This window comes from Desulforhabdus amnigena (assembly GCF_027925305.1).
Lineage (GTDB): Bacteria > Desulfobacterota > Syntrophobacteria > Syntrophobacterales > Syntrophobacteraceae > Desulforhabdus > Desulforhabdus amnigena.
Genome location: NZ_BSDR01000001.1, coordinates 3,395,772 through 3,412,629, shown reverse-complemented (window position 1 = coordinate 3,412,629; position 16,858 = coordinate 3,395,772). Strand labels below are relative to the sequence as shown.

Annotated in this window: 15 protein-coding genes; 7 read left to right on the top strand and 8 right to left on the bottom strand. The window is 54.1% G+C overall.

Features of this window, described 5'->3' with window-relative positions; translation table 11 throughout:
• Positions 1 to 137: 137 nt before the first annotated feature.
• Entirely contained in the window at positions 138 to 1,385 is a 1,248-nt protein-coding gene (locus tag QMG16_RS14495; RefSeq protein WP_281795372.1) for an iron-sulfur cluster carrier protein MrpORP, read from the bottom strand.
• A gap of 387 nt (positions 1,386 to 1,772) precedes the next feature.
• On the opposite strand from QMG16_RS14495, the gene QMG16_RS14490 reads away from it, so the two are divergent.
• Both QMG16_RS14490 and QMG16_RS14485 read left to right on the top strand, forming a co-directional pair.
• The gene (locus tag QMG16_RS14490; RefSeq protein WP_281795369.1) at positions 1,773 to 3,071 is read left to right on the top strand and encodes a cation diffusion facilitator family transporter; all 1,299 of its coding nucleotides are present in this window, start codon (positions 1,773 to 1,775) and stop codon (positions 3,069 to 3,071) included.
• Between the two features lie 144 nt (positions 3,072 to 3,215).
• Positions 3,216 to 3,758, top strand: a complete 543-nt coding sequence (locus tag QMG16_RS14485) for a cob(I)yrinic acid a,c-diamide adenosyltransferase (protein WP_281795367.1) — start codon at positions 3,216 to 3,218, stop codon at positions 3,756 to 3,758.
• A gap of 346 nt (positions 3,759 to 4,104) precedes the next feature.
• Here QMG16_RS14485 and QMG16_RS14480 read toward each other — a convergent pair whose 3' ends face one another.
• The 7 genes from QMG16_RS14480 to QMG16_RS14450 form a co-directional block, all read right to left on the bottom strand.
• Complete coding sequence (locus QMG16_RS14480; protein WP_281795364.1) at positions 4,105 to 5,058, bottom strand: radical SAM protein; 954 nt, start codon at positions 5,056 to 5,058, stop codon at positions 4,105 to 4,107.
• A gap of 153 nt (positions 5,059 to 5,211) precedes the next feature.
• Positions 5,212 to 5,682 carry a NifB/NifX family molybdenum-iron cluster-binding protein gene (locus tag QMG16_RS14475; RefSeq protein WP_281795362.1) on the bottom strand — a complete coding sequence of 157 codons (471 nt, stop codon included), beginning with the start codon at positions 5,680 to 5,682 and terminating at the stop codon, positions 5,212 to 5,214.
• A 389-nt stretch (positions 5,683 to 6,071) separates the two neighbouring features.
• Positions 6,072 to 7,133 carry a sensor histidine kinase gene (locus QMG16_RS14470; RefSeq protein ID WP_281795360.1) on the bottom strand — a complete coding sequence of 354 codons (1,062 nt, stop codon included), beginning with the start codon at positions 7,131 to 7,133 and terminating at the stop codon, positions 6,072 to 6,074.
• A 180-nt stretch (positions 7,134 to 7,313) separates the two neighbouring features.
• Positions 7,314 to 8,663, bottom strand: coding sequence for a sigma-54 interaction domain-containing protein (locus QMG16_RS14465; protein WP_281795358.1), 1,350 nt, complete (start codon positions 8,661 to 8,663; stop codon positions 7,314 to 7,316).
• A 39-nt stretch (positions 8,664 to 8,702) separates the two neighbouring features.
• The gene (locus tag QMG16_RS14460) at positions 8,703 to 9,587 is read right to left on the bottom strand and encodes a 4Fe-4S binding protein (protein ID WP_281795356.1); all 885 of its coding nucleotides are present in this window, start codon (positions 9,585 to 9,587) and stop codon (positions 8,703 to 8,705) included.
• A gap of 35 nt (positions 9,588 to 9,622) precedes the next feature.
• The gene (locus QMG16_RS14455; protein WP_281795354.1) at positions 9,623 to 10,462 is read right to left on the bottom strand and encodes an ATP-binding protein; all 840 of its coding nucleotides are present in this window, start codon (positions 10,460 to 10,462) and stop codon (positions 9,623 to 9,625) included.
• 25 nt (positions 10,463 to 10,487) lie between these two features.
• The gene (locus QMG16_RS14450) at positions 10,488 to 11,117 is read right to left on the bottom strand and encodes a NifB/NifX family molybdenum-iron cluster-binding protein (protein WP_281795352.1); all 630 of its coding nucleotides are present in this window, start codon (positions 11,115 to 11,117) and stop codon (positions 10,488 to 10,490) included.
• Between the two features lie 622 nt (positions 11,118 to 11,739).
• Between QMG16_RS14450 and QMG16_RS14445 the strand changes: the two genes are divergently transcribed.
• From QMG16_RS14445 to QMG16_RS14425, 5 genes are read left to right on the top strand one after another with little or no spacing between them, the layout of a single operon-like run.
• Positions 11,740 to 12,702, top strand: a complete 963-nt coding sequence (locus tag QMG16_RS14445) for a TonB-dependent receptor plug domain-containing protein (RefSeq protein WP_281795351.1) — start codon at positions 11,740 to 11,742, stop codon at positions 12,700 to 12,702.
• Positions 12,606 to 13,937 carry a TonB-dependent receptor gene (locus tag QMG16_RS14440; protein ID WP_281795349.1) on the top strand — a complete coding sequence of 444 codons (1,332 nt, stop codon included), beginning with the start codon at positions 12,606 to 12,608 and terminating at the stop codon, positions 13,935 to 13,937. The genes QMG16_RS14445 and QMG16_RS14440 overlap by 97 nt, the downstream gene beginning before the upstream one ends.
• Positions 13,879 to 14,985: an ABC transporter substrate-binding protein gene (locus QMG16_RS14435; protein ID WP_281795347.1), complete on the top strand. Its 1,107-nt coding sequence runs from the start codon at positions 13,879 to 13,881 to the stop codon at positions 14,983 to 14,985. Before QMG16_RS14440 ends, QMG16_RS14435 begins: the two co-directional genes overlap by 59 nt.
• The gene (locus tag QMG16_RS14430) at positions 14,982 to 16,016 is read left to right on the top strand and encodes a FecCD family ABC transporter permease (protein WP_281795345.1); all 1,035 of its coding nucleotides are present in this window, start codon (positions 14,982 to 14,984) and stop codon (positions 16,014 to 16,016) included. Before QMG16_RS14435 ends, QMG16_RS14430 begins: the two co-directional genes overlap by 4 nt.
• Complete coding sequence (locus tag QMG16_RS14425; protein WP_281795343.1) at positions 16,016 to 16,858, top strand: ABC transporter ATP-binding protein; 843 nt, start codon at positions 16,016 to 16,018, stop codon at positions 16,856 to 16,858. Before QMG16_RS14430 ends, QMG16_RS14425 begins: the two co-directional genes overlap by 1 nt.

Genomic DNA, 16,858 nt, shown 5'->3' with positions numbered 1-16,858 from the left:
AAAAGGCTCATGGTTCATAGCTCATGGCTCATGATAACATCGCTTTTCAAGAGCGTTTCCCGCTTTTCCTATTGCCTTGCATATCTTTGCTTTTTCTCATTTTTCGTTGTGACCACTCCGATCATGGGGGTTAATTTCTAATGGTCACACGCGTTCGCACCCGTCTTCAACGTATTCGCCAGGTATTGCTGAATGAGCTCCTCCGGGGGCAAACAGGGCGCCCCTGTGACGACCTTGATATTCTGCTGATTGAAAAGCTCGATGGCGCGGGAACCCATTCCCCCTGCAATGATCAGATTCACGTTCAACTCTCCCAGCCAGCGGGGCAGAAGACCGGGTTCATGAGGGGGAGGCGTGATCGTCTCTTTGTTTCCAATAACACCCTTCTGGACATCCACAATCAAGAACTGCTCACAATGACCGAAATGATTGGTGAGCGCTCCTCCCGCCATAGGTATCGCCACTTTGAAGCTCTGCGGGTCCGAAAGAGTATCCGCCGCCCCCGCTTCTTTTTGAACGGTCCCGCCCTGCTGGATACCACTGCGGGAAACCACTTCCGCAATCAACTTTCCCAACGCCTTTAGAAAAGGACTGTCATCGGTCTGTTCGAGAAGCGATTTACCGATATCGGCACTCTCCACAACCCGGGGATCGAAGGGAAGGCTTCCCAGTAGATGGACACCCATCTTTTCCGCCATTTTGCCTCCTCCGCCCTTCCCGAAGAGAGGCACTTCCTTGTTGCAGTGCGGGCAGATGAGCCCATTCATATTCTCTACCAGCCCCAAAATCGGCATATTCACTTTGCGGCAGAAGTTGATGGACTTTCGCACATCGGCGAGGGAAACCTCCTGGGGGGTGGTGACGATGACCGCTTTGGCATCGGGCATCATCTGCGCCACACTCAAGGGTTCATCCCCCGTTCCCGGAGGTGAATCAATGAGGAGGAAATCGAGATCTCCCCACTTCGCTTCGGCAATAAACTGCTTGATTACGCCATGCTTGACCGGCCCCCGCCAGATGACCGCCGCATCGGAATCTTCCAGCAGACACTGGATGGAAACCACCTGGAGAAAGTCGTTGTACTTATGTGGAATCAGCAAGTTTTCGTCGGGATCCACGCGAAACATGCCACGCAAACCAAGCATCCCCGGAATACTCGGGCCATGAAGATCCACGTCCAGCAATCCCACCCGGTAACCGAGCTTGGAAAGCCCCACCGCCAGGTAGCTGGCCACGCTGCTCTTCCCAACTCCACCCTTGCCGCTCATGACCAGCAATTTGTGCTTGATGCGTTTGAGCTGTTCATCGAGCTGAATATCTTCCTTCGATTTTTCTTCCTGAGGCCCCGCCCCATGGCTGCATTGTTGACTTTGACACGAACCCATAAATGTAAACTCCTCTCAATCGATCGAATGATTCAAACTGTCCGTAGACATCACTGGGAAAGCGATAAATCAAAGAATGTGCCAAAAAAATCATTCATTTTTATCAATCCCATTACTAATAAAATGAACCTCTTATCAGATTTTCACAAGGGGAGACTGAAGCTTAGGAAACAAAATGCATCCATCCATTGGGGAATAAGGAATCAAATTGTTTCCAACCTTTTGGGTCTGTGTCCTGGAATCCGTTCAAAAATCACGATCTTCCCCGTTTGAGCTTTGGCATGGGAATAGCTTGTTTTCCTTTGCGATTTGACGGAATATGCACACAGAATGAAACAGACCCCGCTTTTTTTCTGCTCACGAAAGTGGACTGAAAGGGCTATTTCCATGAATTCTTCCCTCATCGAATCCGAGAAAAACAGAGAAATTCTTCCACCAAAGCAGGAAGGTTCGTTCAAGCCGGAGGATGATTTCCTCGCACGACGCGCGGAGGAAGACCGGCAAATCAACCGAGTTGGGATGGCAGCCTTATTTACCAATATTTTTCTGGCGGGACTGAAGGGCGCACTGGCGGTTCTTTCGGGAAGCCTCGCTTTGACGGCCGACGCACTGGATTCGGCCACGGATTCCATGGCTTCCTTGATCGTCTGGATCGGCTTGAAGCTCTCTACCGGCAAATTCAAATCTTTCCCGTACGGGCTCTATAAAATCGAAAATATCATCTCCGTCATCGTGGCCTTCTTCATATTTCTCGCCGGTGTCGAAATCGCCCGCAAGGCCTTGCAGCCATTGTCGAGTGTTCCCGTCATCACCTTACCCGTCCTCGGAGGCGCGGCGGCAAGCGTGGTTATTTGCTGGCTGTTCAGCTGGTATGCGAAAATCATCGGCAAACGTACGGCCTCACCCACCCTCATCGCTGAAGCGAAACACCGTCAGGTGGACCTTCTCTCGTCAGTTCTGGTCTTATCTTCTTTGATCTCGGGATACTTCGGCTTCAATGTGGATCGGTTCACGGCCATCGCGGTGCTGGTCTTCATTTTATACGCCGGCTGGGAACTTCTCTCCGACGGCATGCGAGTATTGCTCGACGCATCGCTGGATGCTGAAACCCTCGGGCAAATAAGAAAAATCATCGAATCCCATCCCCTCGTGGGACAGCTTCAGTCTTTGGTAGGAAGAAATGCGGGGCGTTACAGATTTGTGGAAGCGGTCATCTCCCTCAAAACCACGGATCTGCAGAAGGCGCATCTCGTGAGCCAAAAAATAGAGGAAGCCATTCGCAAAAAAATCCCCCATGTGGAGCGGATCTTGATCCACTATGAACCCAGCCGGCGGACTCATCTTTTACTTGCGGTTCCCTTGACGGATACCCGCGGTGCCGTCAGCCCTCATTTTGGAGAGGCTCCCTACTTCGCTTTCATTTCCCTGAGGCTGAACGATGGAGTCGTCGAGGCCCACCAGATTCTCGCCAACCCCTTCAGCCGGATTCCCAAGGCCAAGGGAATGCGCGTGGCCGAATGGCTGATGGAACATAAAGTGGACCTGACCGTCGTGCGGGAACCGCTGCGGGGAAAAGGACCCGGCTATGCCCTCAGCGGAAGCGGAGTGGATATCAGGATCACCCAATCGGAAGACCTCCAACAGGTTTTGGAAACAGTCAGGCAAGAATGGGTTCATTCCAGGTGATGCCCGAAACCGGATCCCTTTTTTCGGATAGTCCTTACAAAGGCTTCCTTGTGTTGAGCGGGAAGCGCCCTTGAAATACGATGTTATCATGAGCCATAAACCATGAGCCCTTTTTCATACAACGCCAATTACGGATGACACATCATGAATGCAAATATCGAACTCAAGAAAGGCTACATCCACATTTATACGGGCAACGGCAAGGGTAAAACCACGGCTGCCCTGGGGCTGGCACTCCGGGCGGCGGGGAACGGGCTGAAGACCTTCGGGATTCGCTTCATGCAAAACTATCCATACAGCGAACTGCGGAGTGTCCAATGCCTGAACCGCTGGATCACCCTTCGGCAGTGCGGGGACGATGCCTTTGTGCTTCAAAAACACCCGCCTGACGTCCGGGATCTGGAGGCTGCACAGGAAGGTTTGAAGGCAGCGAGGGAAGCCATGCTGAGTGGAGAATACAGCCTAGTGATTCTGGATGAAGTGTGCGTGGCAATTTACTTCAAGCTTCTAAAAACAGAGGAGCTGCTCTCTTTCATGTCCCAAAAGCCTGAAAAAGTGGAACTCGTTCTGACCGGTAGATACTGTCCCCAGGAGCTCATAGAAAAAGCGGACCTGGTTACTGAAATGCGGGAAATCAAGCATTATTATCAAAAGGGGATCATCGCCAGAAAAGGCATTGAATGCTGATGAAAAATCCGGAAAAGAAATGAGCTGTTCACGAGGATGCCCATGCCGGGAGCAGAGAATTTGCCATGCATATGGCAATTTCTTTGAATCGCAACTTGACATTGTTGGATTTCATGTAAACCACGGAGACACGGAGGGCACAGAGAAAGACTTTCAAATGAACTCCCATGACCGGAACGGTCACAACGAAAAATGAAAAAGGCAAAGAGATGCAAGCCAATATGGAAAGCGGGAAACGCTCTTGAAAAGCGATGTTATCATGAGCCATGAGCTATGAGCCTTTTTTCAGATAAAATCTTTGTGTTCTCCGCGCCTCCGTGGTTAATATAACAATATCGAAGTAATTTCAATTGGATAAAGATGAGGAATGGAACCGCCTCATGAAAAACCGCCTGCCCTCATGCTCCATTTCCAGGATCAGGCCCCGATTCAACAAATTTTGAACCACCGTCCAATCCGCCTTGGCTTTTCGCAACATCTCCGTCACGGCATCTTCCCGCATGGGATGCACTGAAGTGATGTTCAAAAGGTCTTCCTGGACATTGCCCGTATGAGCAAAAGCGTTCCCCTCGTAACCCATCAAGCATTCCACCCTGGGGATATGCCGCTTCAGGATTTGATAGGCGTTATGGAGCGTTGCCTCATCGGGCCGGCCTACCCATTCTTCTGCGGGGGGCCTTGTCGGGATCGACAGGTACGCGGTGAAAGGATTCAACCGCCTCAGGAACTCCCCCATCCCCTCCACCTGCTCCCTGCCGTCATTGACACCGCGGACCAGCATGGTTTCGGTCACCAGCTTCCCCCGGTAGTTTGCCGCGAATTCGAGCATTCCATCCATTACGGACGCGAGGCGAAGTTTTCCATAAGGCCGGTTGATTCGGCGCCATACAACCTCCTCGGCAGCATCGAGTTTCAGTGAAACCCACTCCGCTCTCGAAAGCGCATCCCTTACCTCGGGCCGCCATAAAAGCGATGCATTGCTGATGACCGCTATTTTGATTCCCAAAGGTTTCAGCAATTCAATGGCTCGGGAAAGGCCCCTGTCCAGAGTGGGTTCCCCATCGGAAACAAAAGTCAGATAATCGATGGGTTCGGATGTCGGCCGAACTTTCTCCAGCTGCCTTTTCACCTCTTCGAAGATCTCTTCCGGAGGGTAGAAGACGGATGGATCCACGCTCATTCTGCCAGCGGAACCCAATTGACAATAAACACAAGAATAGCTGCACACCTTGGGCGGGATATTGTTGATGCCCAAGCTCTGGCCCAAACGCCTGGAGGGGACCGGTCCAAATGCAATCATGAGCTCCGTAACTCTCTTTTAAAAGTTTGGATGAAGGTTCGGCTGCAGGAAGAGGGCAGGAACGATTTCAGAAATCTCTCCGAGAAAATCCGCCCGGCATTTCTCAGCCCCGCGCGGGGTTTTCAGACAGCCGGGCGGGACTCAAGTCTTCCCTCAACGGCGTCCACCACCGCCCATGCCGCGGCCACCTCCCATGCCTCGGCCCATACCACGGCCTCCACCTCCTCCGCGGCCCATGCCCGCACCTCTTCCACGCCCCATGCCCATACCTCCGGCCATTTGGGGTTGCTGAAGCGCCTGGAGCCTCCCTGCTCTGAAGGCTTCAAGGGCATCGCGAACTTTGCCGGTAGCCCCGCCATACATCTGAATCCCGGCAGCGGACAAGACCCCGAAAGCGTTGGGACCGACGCTTCCGGTGATGACGGCTTTCACACCTTTGCTTGCCACAAACTGAGCTGTTGCCACCCCCGCCCCCCCAGCAGCGCCGCAATGGGGGTTTTCCACCGTTTCAAAATGTTCAGTATCCGAATCACAGATAACGAAATACTGACATCTTCCAAAGCGAGGATCGATATCACTATTGATGTCCGGCATAAAGCTCGATATCGCTATCTTCATTTTCATTCACCTCCTTGGCCTTTCACGGCCTTTTCCGCGGATGATTCCGCTATTGCTCCAGTTTCTTTCACTTTCCGTGCGTGGACGATTCACATGAAAGAGATTTTGGCTCCCTCTGCCTGAACAGCCGGTGAAAGACAGGGGAGCCTTGAGAGAAACCGGCCGACGAACTCTATGAATTTACAGCAAAGGGAATGCCAGGGGAGTGATACCGTGATAACTATATGAAAATGATGTTAAAAAATAAAATCCAAAGCTTCAGGAAAAGTGACAGCCGCTCCGGCCAAGTGCAGAATGAATCTATTTTATTCAAAGATGGGTGCGGAATGTTTCCTCGAGAGGGAAACTCGAAGAGGTCAGGAACCAACCAAAAATTGACGCTCGTTCTCCTTCTTTTACTTTTCAGAAGCCCTTCGTATGGGCAGGAATACCGTAAAGACAGACCCCTTTCCCAGCTCACTGGTGACAGAAATACGCCCACCATGTCCTTCCACAATGGCCTTGACCGTAGCCAGCCCCAGGCCGAATCCCTCTCTTTTTTCCATGGCGTGTCCGCGATGAAACAGATCGAAAATGTGCGGAAGGTCTTCCGGTTCAATACCGACCCCTTCATCGATGATCCTCACCACCAACTCCTGCTCCCTTTCCTCCGCCTGGATGGTGATGGTTCCATTTTCCTTTGAAAATTTTATGGCGTTGTCCAGAAGGTTGGTGAATACCCTGCGTAAACGGTTGGGGTCCGCTTCGATCACCGGCAAAACTTCATCCATCTGCAGCTTGAGGTGTAATCCGGCCTCGGACGCCCTGGTCTGATAGAGTTCGTAGAGTTCCATCAATTCCTTATCCGGCGATGTCGCAGTGAAGTTCAATTTCAGGCCTCCCGCTTCAATGCGGGAAAACTCGAGAAAATCATCCACGAGGGATTCCAGCTTGGAGGCTTCCTTGCTGATCACTTCCAGGTATTTCTGTTGCTTTTCCGGATCCATGCCATCCACTTTCCTGAGGAGGCGAAGTCCCAAACCATGAATGCCCGTGACGGAAGAACGCATGTCGTGTGCAAACATGGAGATCAAATTCGCTTTCTGCCGTTCCAGGATTTTAAGATGCGATATGTCGGCCAGGGCCTCGACAGCGCCAAGGAGATGGCTTTGCTCGTCGAACAGCCCCGCCGTGCTGATCCTCACGGGCACGATCTCATCCCTCTTGTTCATGATGGTGGTTTCTACCTGGACAAAGGATTTGACCTGGGCCATGACCGGTTTGAGGGGGCAGTTCTTCCCGCACATCCCCCCTCTGAGGACTTCTCCGCAGTGCCTGCCGATAACCTGCGCCGCCTTATATCCCGTAATTTTCTCTGCAGATGGATTGAACCCGATAATCCTCAACTGTGAATCCATGACAACGACCCCCAGGGGCAAGCTTTGGATGATGAATTTATAGAAATTGACATCATTCATAAGATCCTCAATCCCCTGTCTCAGAGGTTTTGCTGACTCTGAAGCGTTTTCGTTCGGTGCAAGAATTTCGTCGGTTGTTGACGGCATGCTCTTTTCCTTTCGCCTCCTCGAGAGGCTCGACATATTTACTGTACATGATTGAAGATACGCCGGGCAAAGAGGAAGGCTTTCGGATAGGTTCTAATCCGGGGAGGAAGAGGGGACCACCAGCTTATGCCGGTTGATTTTTCTTCGCAGGGTATTTTTATCGATGCCGAGTTCTCTGGCCGTAGCCAAACGGCGCCAGCGGTTGCGCTCCAATGCCTCAAAAATAGCCCGCTTTTCAATGTCTTGAAGAGTCAGTCCCTGCGGGACGGCAACTCCGGCATTCTCCTTTCGAAGCTGCTCGGGAAGGTGCTCCGGCAGAATCAAGCCTTCACGGCAGAGGATGAAAGCATATTCAATGGCGTTTTCCAGTTCGCGAATATTGCCCGGCCAATCATGATTCATGAAAAGTGCCAACGTATCATGGCTCAGCCCTAGAATCTTCTTGTTCCTCAACTTGTTCAGCCGATCGATAAAATGCTCTGCAAGAAGCGGAATGTCTTCCTTGCGCCGGGCAAGGGGCGGCAGTTCCAATTTGACTACATTGACCCGGTAATAGAGGTCCTTGCGGAATTCCCCCTTTTCCACCAGTTGCGCAAGGTCCTTGTTGGAAGCGGTGATGATCCTCACATTGGTTTGAACACTTTTGGAAGATCCCAGGGGTTCATAGCATCGCTCTTCGAGCACCCTTAGAAGGCGCACCTGGAGAGCAGGGGAGATGTCCCCGATTTCGTCCAGAAAAAGAGTCCCTTCCTCCGCCATGGCAAAGCGCCCCAGGCGGTTTCGCTTGGCGTCCGTAAAAGCCCCGGCCACGTGTCCGAAAAGCTCGGATTCCAGCAGCGTATCGGGAAGCGCTCCACAGTTGAGAGCCACAAAAGGACCCTTGGCGCGGGGACTCAGGTCGTGAATGGCGCGGCTCAGCAGCTCCTTTCCGGTTCCGCTCTCGCCCTGGATAAGGACAGAACTTTCACTTTGAGCAACATCCGGGAGAATGGAAAAGATCTTTCTCATGAGGGGGGAACGCGAAATGATGTCGTGAAAGCGGTAACGGCGGTCGAGCTCCCGCCGCAGGGTATCCACAAGGCTGAGATCGCGGAACGTCTCCACGCCTCCGAAGACCTGGTCCGATTCATCCTTGAGAAGAGCGGTGCTCACACTGATGGGAATTTCCGTGCCGTCCGCTCTTAAAATCGAAACAGGCTGGTTGACGATGGGTTTTCCGGTGTCGAAAGTGTATTTCAAAACGCACATGGACTCACACACGTTGGCCCGGAAAACCTCGCAACAGGGACGACCGATGGCTTCGGCGGCCGGAATTCCCGTGATCTCTTCCGCCGCACGGTTGAAGAAAGTGACACGCCATTCCAAATCCACGGTGAAAACCCCGTCGGCAATGCTGTCCAAAATGATTCGAGTTTGTGGAGAGAGATCAGGCCGTTTTGCCACTCCGTCACCGTCTTGACCCATCGGGTCGAAAGGTTTGCGTTATCCTTCAGGCCCCACACCGGATTTCTCCACCGCCTGTGAGACCTTTTGCCAGAGCTCCATCACTGCGTCCTTAGCAGGCCCATCATTATATTCTATAATCGTCTTACCTTCAACTTGGGCTCGCGTAAAATCGGAATCAAAAGGCAGATACCCCATAAATTCATAGCCCCTGGCACGACAGTGCTCGGCAATCTCATGCGCTCCTTCCCAATGGAGATCAGCCTTGTTCACGCAAACCAGGACAGGTACCTTGAAATGTCTGGCCAATTCTGCCACCCGGTTGAGGTCATGCAAGCCGGAAACAGTGGGTTCGGAGACGATGAGCACCGCTGAAGCTCCGCCGATGGAGGCGATGACAGGACATCCGATGCCTGGAGGCCCATCCGTGAGGATCCAATCCAGATGATCCTTTTCCGCGATCTGCCGCGCTTCCTTTCGAACGAGCGATACCAGTTTGCCGGAATTTTCTTCCGCGATCCCCAGTCGGGCATGCACCATGGGGCCGAAGCGGGTCTTGGAAAAATACCACTCTCCGCAGAGGCTCTCGGGAAAATCAACAGCCCCCGCAGGGCAAAAATAATAACAGACCCCGCACCCTTCGCACTGGAGCTGATCCACGACAAAAGAAGGGGAAATCGCGTCGAAGCGGCACCTTTCCCGGCAGTCGCCGCACTGGATGCAACGATCCGGATCGATGGAGGCCTTGTGGCCGGCCCTGAAGTCATGCCGCTCTATGATGGTGGGAGTGAGCAGGAGATGCAGGTCTGCAGCATCCACATCCGCATCGCACAGAACCTTTTTTTCGGCCAGAGCCGCAAAGGCTCCCACAATGCTGGTTTTTCCCGTTCCGCCTTTTCCACTGATGATTACGAGTTCATGCATTTTTTTCTTCTCTATTGTTGAGGCCATGGAGTCAATCATTTACGTGCATCACAGACGGCGTCAAAGAGGTCCAGCATCTTTTGGCGCCAGTCAGGAAGGGCTTCCACCAGGATATCTCCCCGTGCATAGGATTCGGCCACGCGACGATCGAAGGGGATTTCCATGAGGATGGGGATCTTTTCCTCCCGGGCGAACTCGCGAACGCGATCATCCCCAAGGTCGGAACGGTTGACCACAATCCCCATGGGAATTCCGAGGATGCGGACAGCACCCACAGCCAGTTTCAGGTCATTCAGCCCGAAAGGGGTCGGCTCCGTTACAAGGATCACAAAATCACTCCCCCTCAAAGAGGCTATGACGGGGCACGAAGTTCCCGGAGGCGCATCCACGATGGTGATACCGTTGCCAGTGGCGGCTTCCCGGACCCTGTGAATGAGGGGAGGCGCCATGGCTTCTCCCACTCGAAGACGCCCTTGAATGAAACGCAGGGGACCACGCGATCCCTCTTCCACCGTCCCCAGGAGACGCTTTCTGGAAAGCACCGCATTTTCGGGGCAAACCATAAAACATCCCCCGCAACTGTGGCAGAGTTCCTGAAACGTCAAGGCCACTTCAGGCAGAATGGCAATGGCATTGAACTGGCAAATTTCCTGGCATTTTCCGCAATAGGTACAAAGTTTCGCATCGATTTCGGGAACTTCAGCATAAATTTCCGTCTGCCTCGTAATAGTCGGCTTCAGGAAGAGATGGTCGTTCGGCTCTTCCACATCACAGTCCAGCAGTTGAACGTTCCTATCGGCCAGAGCAACTGCAAGATTGGCGGCTAGAGTCGTTTTACCAGTCCCCCCTTTCCCGCTGGCAATACTGATGATCATTACAAATTCTCCTTATCTGACAAGCTTACTTTCTCACCATCGGCTGATCACATTCGGGACAACGGATCTGAGTGCAGGGAATCCCACGCTGATGCAGAACCTCAGTACCGCACTTGGGACAAATGCAGAAATCCTGGATATCGAAATTTTTTCCCCCTCCTTGAATATTTCGTTCCATACCGTAACGCCCTCCCTCCCGGCGCCCACGGCCCTGGCCTTCACATCTTCCACCCGGCCCTTTTCGTCCAGGCATTTTTTGACTCCTTTCATCCGCTGCTTCAAACAGTCCCTCCTTCAGGCAGCCGCCCCGATACTGGCGCTGACCGCGGCACCCCGGCAGCCAGAAACGGGGTGCATCCAAATCGTGCCCCTTATAGGCACAAAGGACTTCCGGAATGGGGCCCGATACTCCACAAATGATCTTCAACCCCAGGTTTGTTCCATAACAAAGGAGGTCACGGCTCAAAGCACCGCATATGACGGTATGGACCCCCCTTTCCTGCAGGCACCGCAAGAGCTCAAAACCTGACCCCTCAGAGAATGCGATTTCCTCTCCCTGCGAAATCTCAGGAACCTCGTCAGGAACAATCAAGACTCTCGTAGACCAGTTGAGCACCGGCGCCACCCGGTCGCGAAAAACGGGTATTGCCACCATGTAGAATCCCCTGCCGCGCGTTTTATTGATCCCCACACAAAAAAATATCTTCACCAACGGGATATCTATAAGGCAATCCTTGTGCCAAGAAAAATCGAAAGAGAAAAAGTGGAGGGATCGGAAAGGAAATCACTCCACAGGCCTTTGATTTAACACTCTATTGCATACATTCGACACAGCAGAAAAGACTCGGGTCACCGCAGATGGAGGTGCTTTTTGATGACTCCGACTTTTGCGAAGGGGTTATTTTGCACCCATTTGATTTCGAGGGGGGATTTTATCCTAAAAATTCCCCCCTCGAGGGGGGGTAGGGGGGTGTAGGCTTTTCAAAATGAGAATTGATGGGTCAAAGGGATTGACTTCGGGAATCAATTTGGGTAGCGTATTTGCCACATTGAATCAAGGTGATAGAAATTACCTGAGGTTTCTGTTCCAAAATGTCTGTCCCGCCGGGTCAGGCTGCAGGTTGAAAATTTGAGTCTTTGTCCATTTGAGGCAGAGGCTGGAGTCTGTTCAAGAAAGCCACGAAGGCTGATTGCTCCTGGAAAGGGGGTGTCGTCTCGTGGCTTTTTTGTTTCCTGCACATCGAGGGATATCCTGCGGAAGGACAAGAGGAGGAGAAATGGGGGAAGAGAAGTGGATGGTTGCGGCAGTCGTATTCATGATCATGGGAATGTGTGCTCCGTGCCTGGCCGATGAAGCCGCCCCGGATTTGACTGCCATGGATGAGATCGTGGTCACGGCCACCAAAACGGAAAAGAAGGTAGAAGACGCTCCCGGCAGCGTGACGGTAATCGACAGGGAAGATCTGAAAAAGCAAAACATCAAAACGGCGGATGACGCCCTGAGAATCCTTTCAGGCGTTTTTGTGAAGCGCAGCAAGGGGCTGATGGATTCGACGGCATCCGTAAATCTTCGAGGCTTCAAAGGCGATCAGTACACCCTGGTCCTCATCGACGGGCAGCCTGCCAACGATGCCTACACCGGCGGTATCGAGTGGGGAACGCTCCCGGTCAAGAACATCGAGCGCATCGAAGTCATTCGGGGGCCCGCATCAGCCCTCTATGGCGGCAACGCCATGGGAGGCGTCATCAACATCATCACCAAGACTCCTCAGAAGCTGGAACTGGAGGCTTCCGGCGGCTACGGCACCGACGACACCTACCGTTACCGGTTCAGTGCCGGCGACCTCCTCTGGAACCGCCTCAGTGTGAAGGTGGGGTACGAAGAAGAAAGTACGGGCGGTTATGCCTCCACTCCCGTGGTGCAGAGCATAACCTCGGGAACGGGCAATGTTTCAGGAGGTTATGCCATGAACGACATGCTGGGTGAAGCCACTCGCTGGGTGGTGGGTGATAAGGGTGAAAACGGGGCATGGCGACAGAGCTTCGATGCCAAGGCCAACCTCGCTCTCTCCGATACAGGGAAACTCACTCTCACTACAATCCTGGGGAGCGACGACTATGACTACGGATATCCCCAACCTACATGGGGACTTTCGGCGGCGATACCACTTATGCCATCGCGGGAGAGGGGCAGGCGGCACGATTCAGGCCCAACGACTTCATCAGCTATACGGGGATAGGCAAAAACGATACGGACATCTACACCCTTTCTTTCGAAGAAGTATTCGGTCCCGTAAGGCTTCACGCTCAAGCCGGGACGGTTCGGGTGGACGATCGATATACTTTGGAAACGGGAAGCAATAACGCTTTTTACGATGATTCCCCCGGGTCTCTCAAGATCACCGAGAACGGCTCATGGTTCACGGAGATGCGCGGGGACGTCCCCCTGGGCTCCTCTCATCTGCTCACCGTCGGGACCTCTTTCCGAAGGGATGATTCGGACACCAACGATTACAATATCCCCTTTTACCGAAGCTTTTCAGGGGCCGGGCCGAGCACATTCTATTCAGGGGGAAAATCCACCAGTTGGGCAGTCTTCGCCCAGGACGAATGGCAGATCCTGGACCCTCTGACCGTTTACCTGGGGGCACGCTTCGATTCCTGGGAGGTTTATGATGGCGCATCCGGCGTACCTGGATCGGAAATCCAGTATTCCAGCAACAATGAATCAGAATTCAGCCCCAAAGTGGCTGCAGTGTGGAAGGCCCTTCCCGACACCACGGTGCGAGGGTCCGTGGGCCATGCCTTCCGGCCTCCTACGCTCTATGAACTCTATCGCACATGGACCAGCTATTCCACGATCTACGAGAGCAATCCCGACCTGAGCCCCGAAACCGTTTGGACCTATGAACTGGGTATCGACCAGTACTTCTTCGATAAGCGCACCAGGATTTCCCTCACGGGATACCGCAACGACATCGAAGACCTTATCTATTACCGAACCGAAGGGTTCATCAAATTCAGGGAAAACGCAGGAGAGGCAAGGACGTACGGTGTGGAACTGGAAGCCTCGCAGAAGATCACGGATTGGCTGTCTCTGTGGGGAAACTTCACTTACACGGATGCCGTCATCACGGATAATCCCACGGACCCCGAAAGCGAAGACAAGCGTGTTCCCGGCATTCCCAAGACGGCCTTCAACCTGGGGCTGGATGCCCAATACAAGTGGGTCAAGGGAAGCCTCATCGGGCGCTACTACGGAAAAATCTACAATAATTCCGACAATTCCGATGTGGAAGACGGAGTGTACGGCACCTACGAGCCCGCCTATTTCATGGATGCCAAGGTGACCGTTTCCCCCCGGAAAAACCTGGAATTTTCCGTATCCCTGGAGAACCTCCTGGATGAAGAATACTATGAATACTACAAGACCGAAGGCCGCACCATCTTCGCAGAAGTCACACTGCGCTATTGAGTGGGCGGGGAAGCGCCTGCAGATTTTGCTCTGCTGCTGGGTGCTGGGGGGCTTTTTGTTTTTCGCTCCGGCTCCAACCCTGGCAGCCTCTCTTTCCATAACGGATTCCTTGGGCAGAACGGTGGAGATCCCTCAGCCCGTCCACAGGATCGTGGCCTTGAACTCGGATATCCTGGAGGTCCTTCGTACCTTGAAGGCTCAGGACCTCGTCGTGGGAGTCTTTTCGGAAATCGTGCGAGAACCCGAATTCTGGGGCGACCTGGTTCAGAAGCCAAAAGCCGGAAGCTGGCGCGATCCGGACCTGGAAGCCATCGTCAGGCTGGCGCCGGATCTTGTCATCGCCTACAGCCGCAATCCGGGCCCGGAGCTGGAAAAGAAGGGCGAAGCCCTGGGCTTCAGGGTACTCCGCCTGGATCTCTACCGGATCGAAGTGCTGGAAAAAGAAGTCCGGGCGCTCGGGCTTCTCCTGGGAAAGGAGACGGAAGCCGACAGGTTTTGCCGGTGGCACCGGCAGCACCTGGACGCCGTCCGCTCCAAGCTCGACGCAGTGGCGGACCCTCCTTCCGTTTACGTGGAGAGCTACAGCGACTATCACGCAGCCGGGCCGGGCTCCGGGGGGCATGAGATGTGCCTGGTCTCCGGCGGCCGCTGCGTGGCGGGGGACCTCTCCATTCCCTACGCTGTGGTCACGTCGGAATGGGTGATCTCCCGGAATCCGGACGTCATCGTCAAGGCGGCCTCCTTCGGCAACGGTTATGCCGTCAACAATGCCGGGCCGTTCAATCGCAGGCGAAATGCCATCATGAACCGTCCGGCCTGGAATCATGTTGCCGCCGTGGAATCCGGGAGAGTCTATGTCATGGACAGCGCAATCTGGACCGGACCGCGAGCCATCGTCGGAATTGTCTACATGGCGCGCTGGATTCACCCGGGCCGCTTTCCCGATCTGCACCCCGGGGACCTCCATAGGGAGTATCTGGAAATATTTCAGGGAATTCCCTACAAAGGAGTCTTTGTTTCAGACGACATCGCGGGGAAAGCGCCATGAGCTCTCATGCCGAAGCCTTATGCCGCAATTACAGAGCCTACGCTGGCGCCAGGATACTCTTTCTCTTTGTCGTGATCCTGCTCCTGTTGGGGTTGACAGCCATTGGCCTTTCGGTGGGTGCTTCGGGAATGAGCCCCCTTGAAGCTCTCTCCGCCCTCTTTGTGGATAACGGTCGCGCGCACAGTATCATGTGGATACTCCGGTTGCCCCGCATTGTCATGGCGGTGCTGGTAGGCTTCGGTTTGGGAACGGCGGGCGCGGTTTTTCAGGCCATCCTGCAAAACCCGCTCGCTTCGCCCTTTACCCTGGGCATAGGTTCGGGAGCGGGTCTGGGAGCCGTAACCGTCATTTTGTTTTTCGGAGGGGGCTTCCAGACTTATCGCATGGCTTTGGGGGCTTTCATCTTCTCTCTCGTCTCCGCTTTTATCATTCTGGGTGTTGCCCGTATGAGGCGGGCCTCTTCCGAAACCATGATCCTCACGGGCATCGCTCAAATGTTCCTCTTCTCCTCCGTGACTTCTCTCTTTCAGTATATGGGCACCATGGAACAGGTCCAGGAAGTGGTGTTCTGGTTTTTCGGAAGCCTCTCCAAAGTAGGCTGGCCCGAAATCGGCCTGGCGGCGCTCATGATCCTGCTCCCTTTTCCCTTCCTCTGGCGCCGGGCCTGGGACTTGAACCTGCTGACGGCAGGCGATGAATCGGCTCTGGCCCTGGGGGTAAATGTGGAGCACCTGCGCATGGCGGCGGTGGTGTCCGCTTCTCTCGTCACGGCAGGGTGCATCTGCTTCACGGGGGTCATCGGATTTGTAGGGCTTGTGGCACCTCACATCACCCGCATGATTATCGGGAGCGACCACCACACCCTCCTGCCTTCCTCAGGGCTGGTGGGAGCGTTGATCGTGGTGGCCGCCGATACGCTCGGCAGGACCCTGTGGGCTCCCCAGGTCATTCCCATCGGGATCGTGACGTCCTTCATCGGCGTGCCTTTTTTCTTTTACCTCCTGCTGAAACGCTCCAGGGAATACTGGTGATGTTGTACATTCACGACCTTTCCTTTGCCTACGGCTCCAGCCTCATCCTTGATTCGATCGGGGTGACGGTGGAGCGAAAGCAGATCCTGAGCATCGTGGGGCCCAACGGGGCTGGAAAAACCACGCTGCTCAAATGCATGGCGGGAATCCTCAAGCCCACGGGCGGCGCCATCCGTATCGAAGACCGGCAAGCTTCCAGCATGTCCCGCAAAGAACTGGCCGCTCGTCTGGGGTATGTGCCCCAGAGCATCCCCTCCCGCTTTTCCATGACGGTTTTCGATACGGTCCTCACGGGGCGAAGACCCCATGCCGTTTGGCGCCCATCGCAGAAGGATATGATAAAAGTAGCCGAGATCCTTCATGAAATGAATCTCGATGAACTGGCCATGAGAGAGATGGACCGCCTGAGTGGAGGCCAGGCCCAAAAGGTCCTGCTGGCCAGGGCGCTGGCCCAGGAACCTTCTTACATGCTCCTGGATGAGCCCACCAGCAGCCTGGACCTCCGACATCAGATGGAAGTGCTGGAGTTGATGGCGGTACTGGTGGAATCCAGGGGCATGGGCGCCGTCATGGCCATGCACGATCTCAACCTGGCGGCACGCTTTTCCCACAAGATGGTGATGCTGCGGGAAGGAAAGGTCTTTTGCTCGGGCTCTCCCCGGGAGGTGCTCCATGCTGGCAACATTCGCACCGTCTACGGAGTGGAAGCCGCCGTCAATTGGGAGAACGGCTATCCGCTGATTCAAGTTTTGAGGTGCGTCTCCAATGGCCGGGAACACGACGGCCCTTGGGCCGGGCATGCTCAAAGGCTGATTGGTACAACACAACCCATGAGGAGGTGA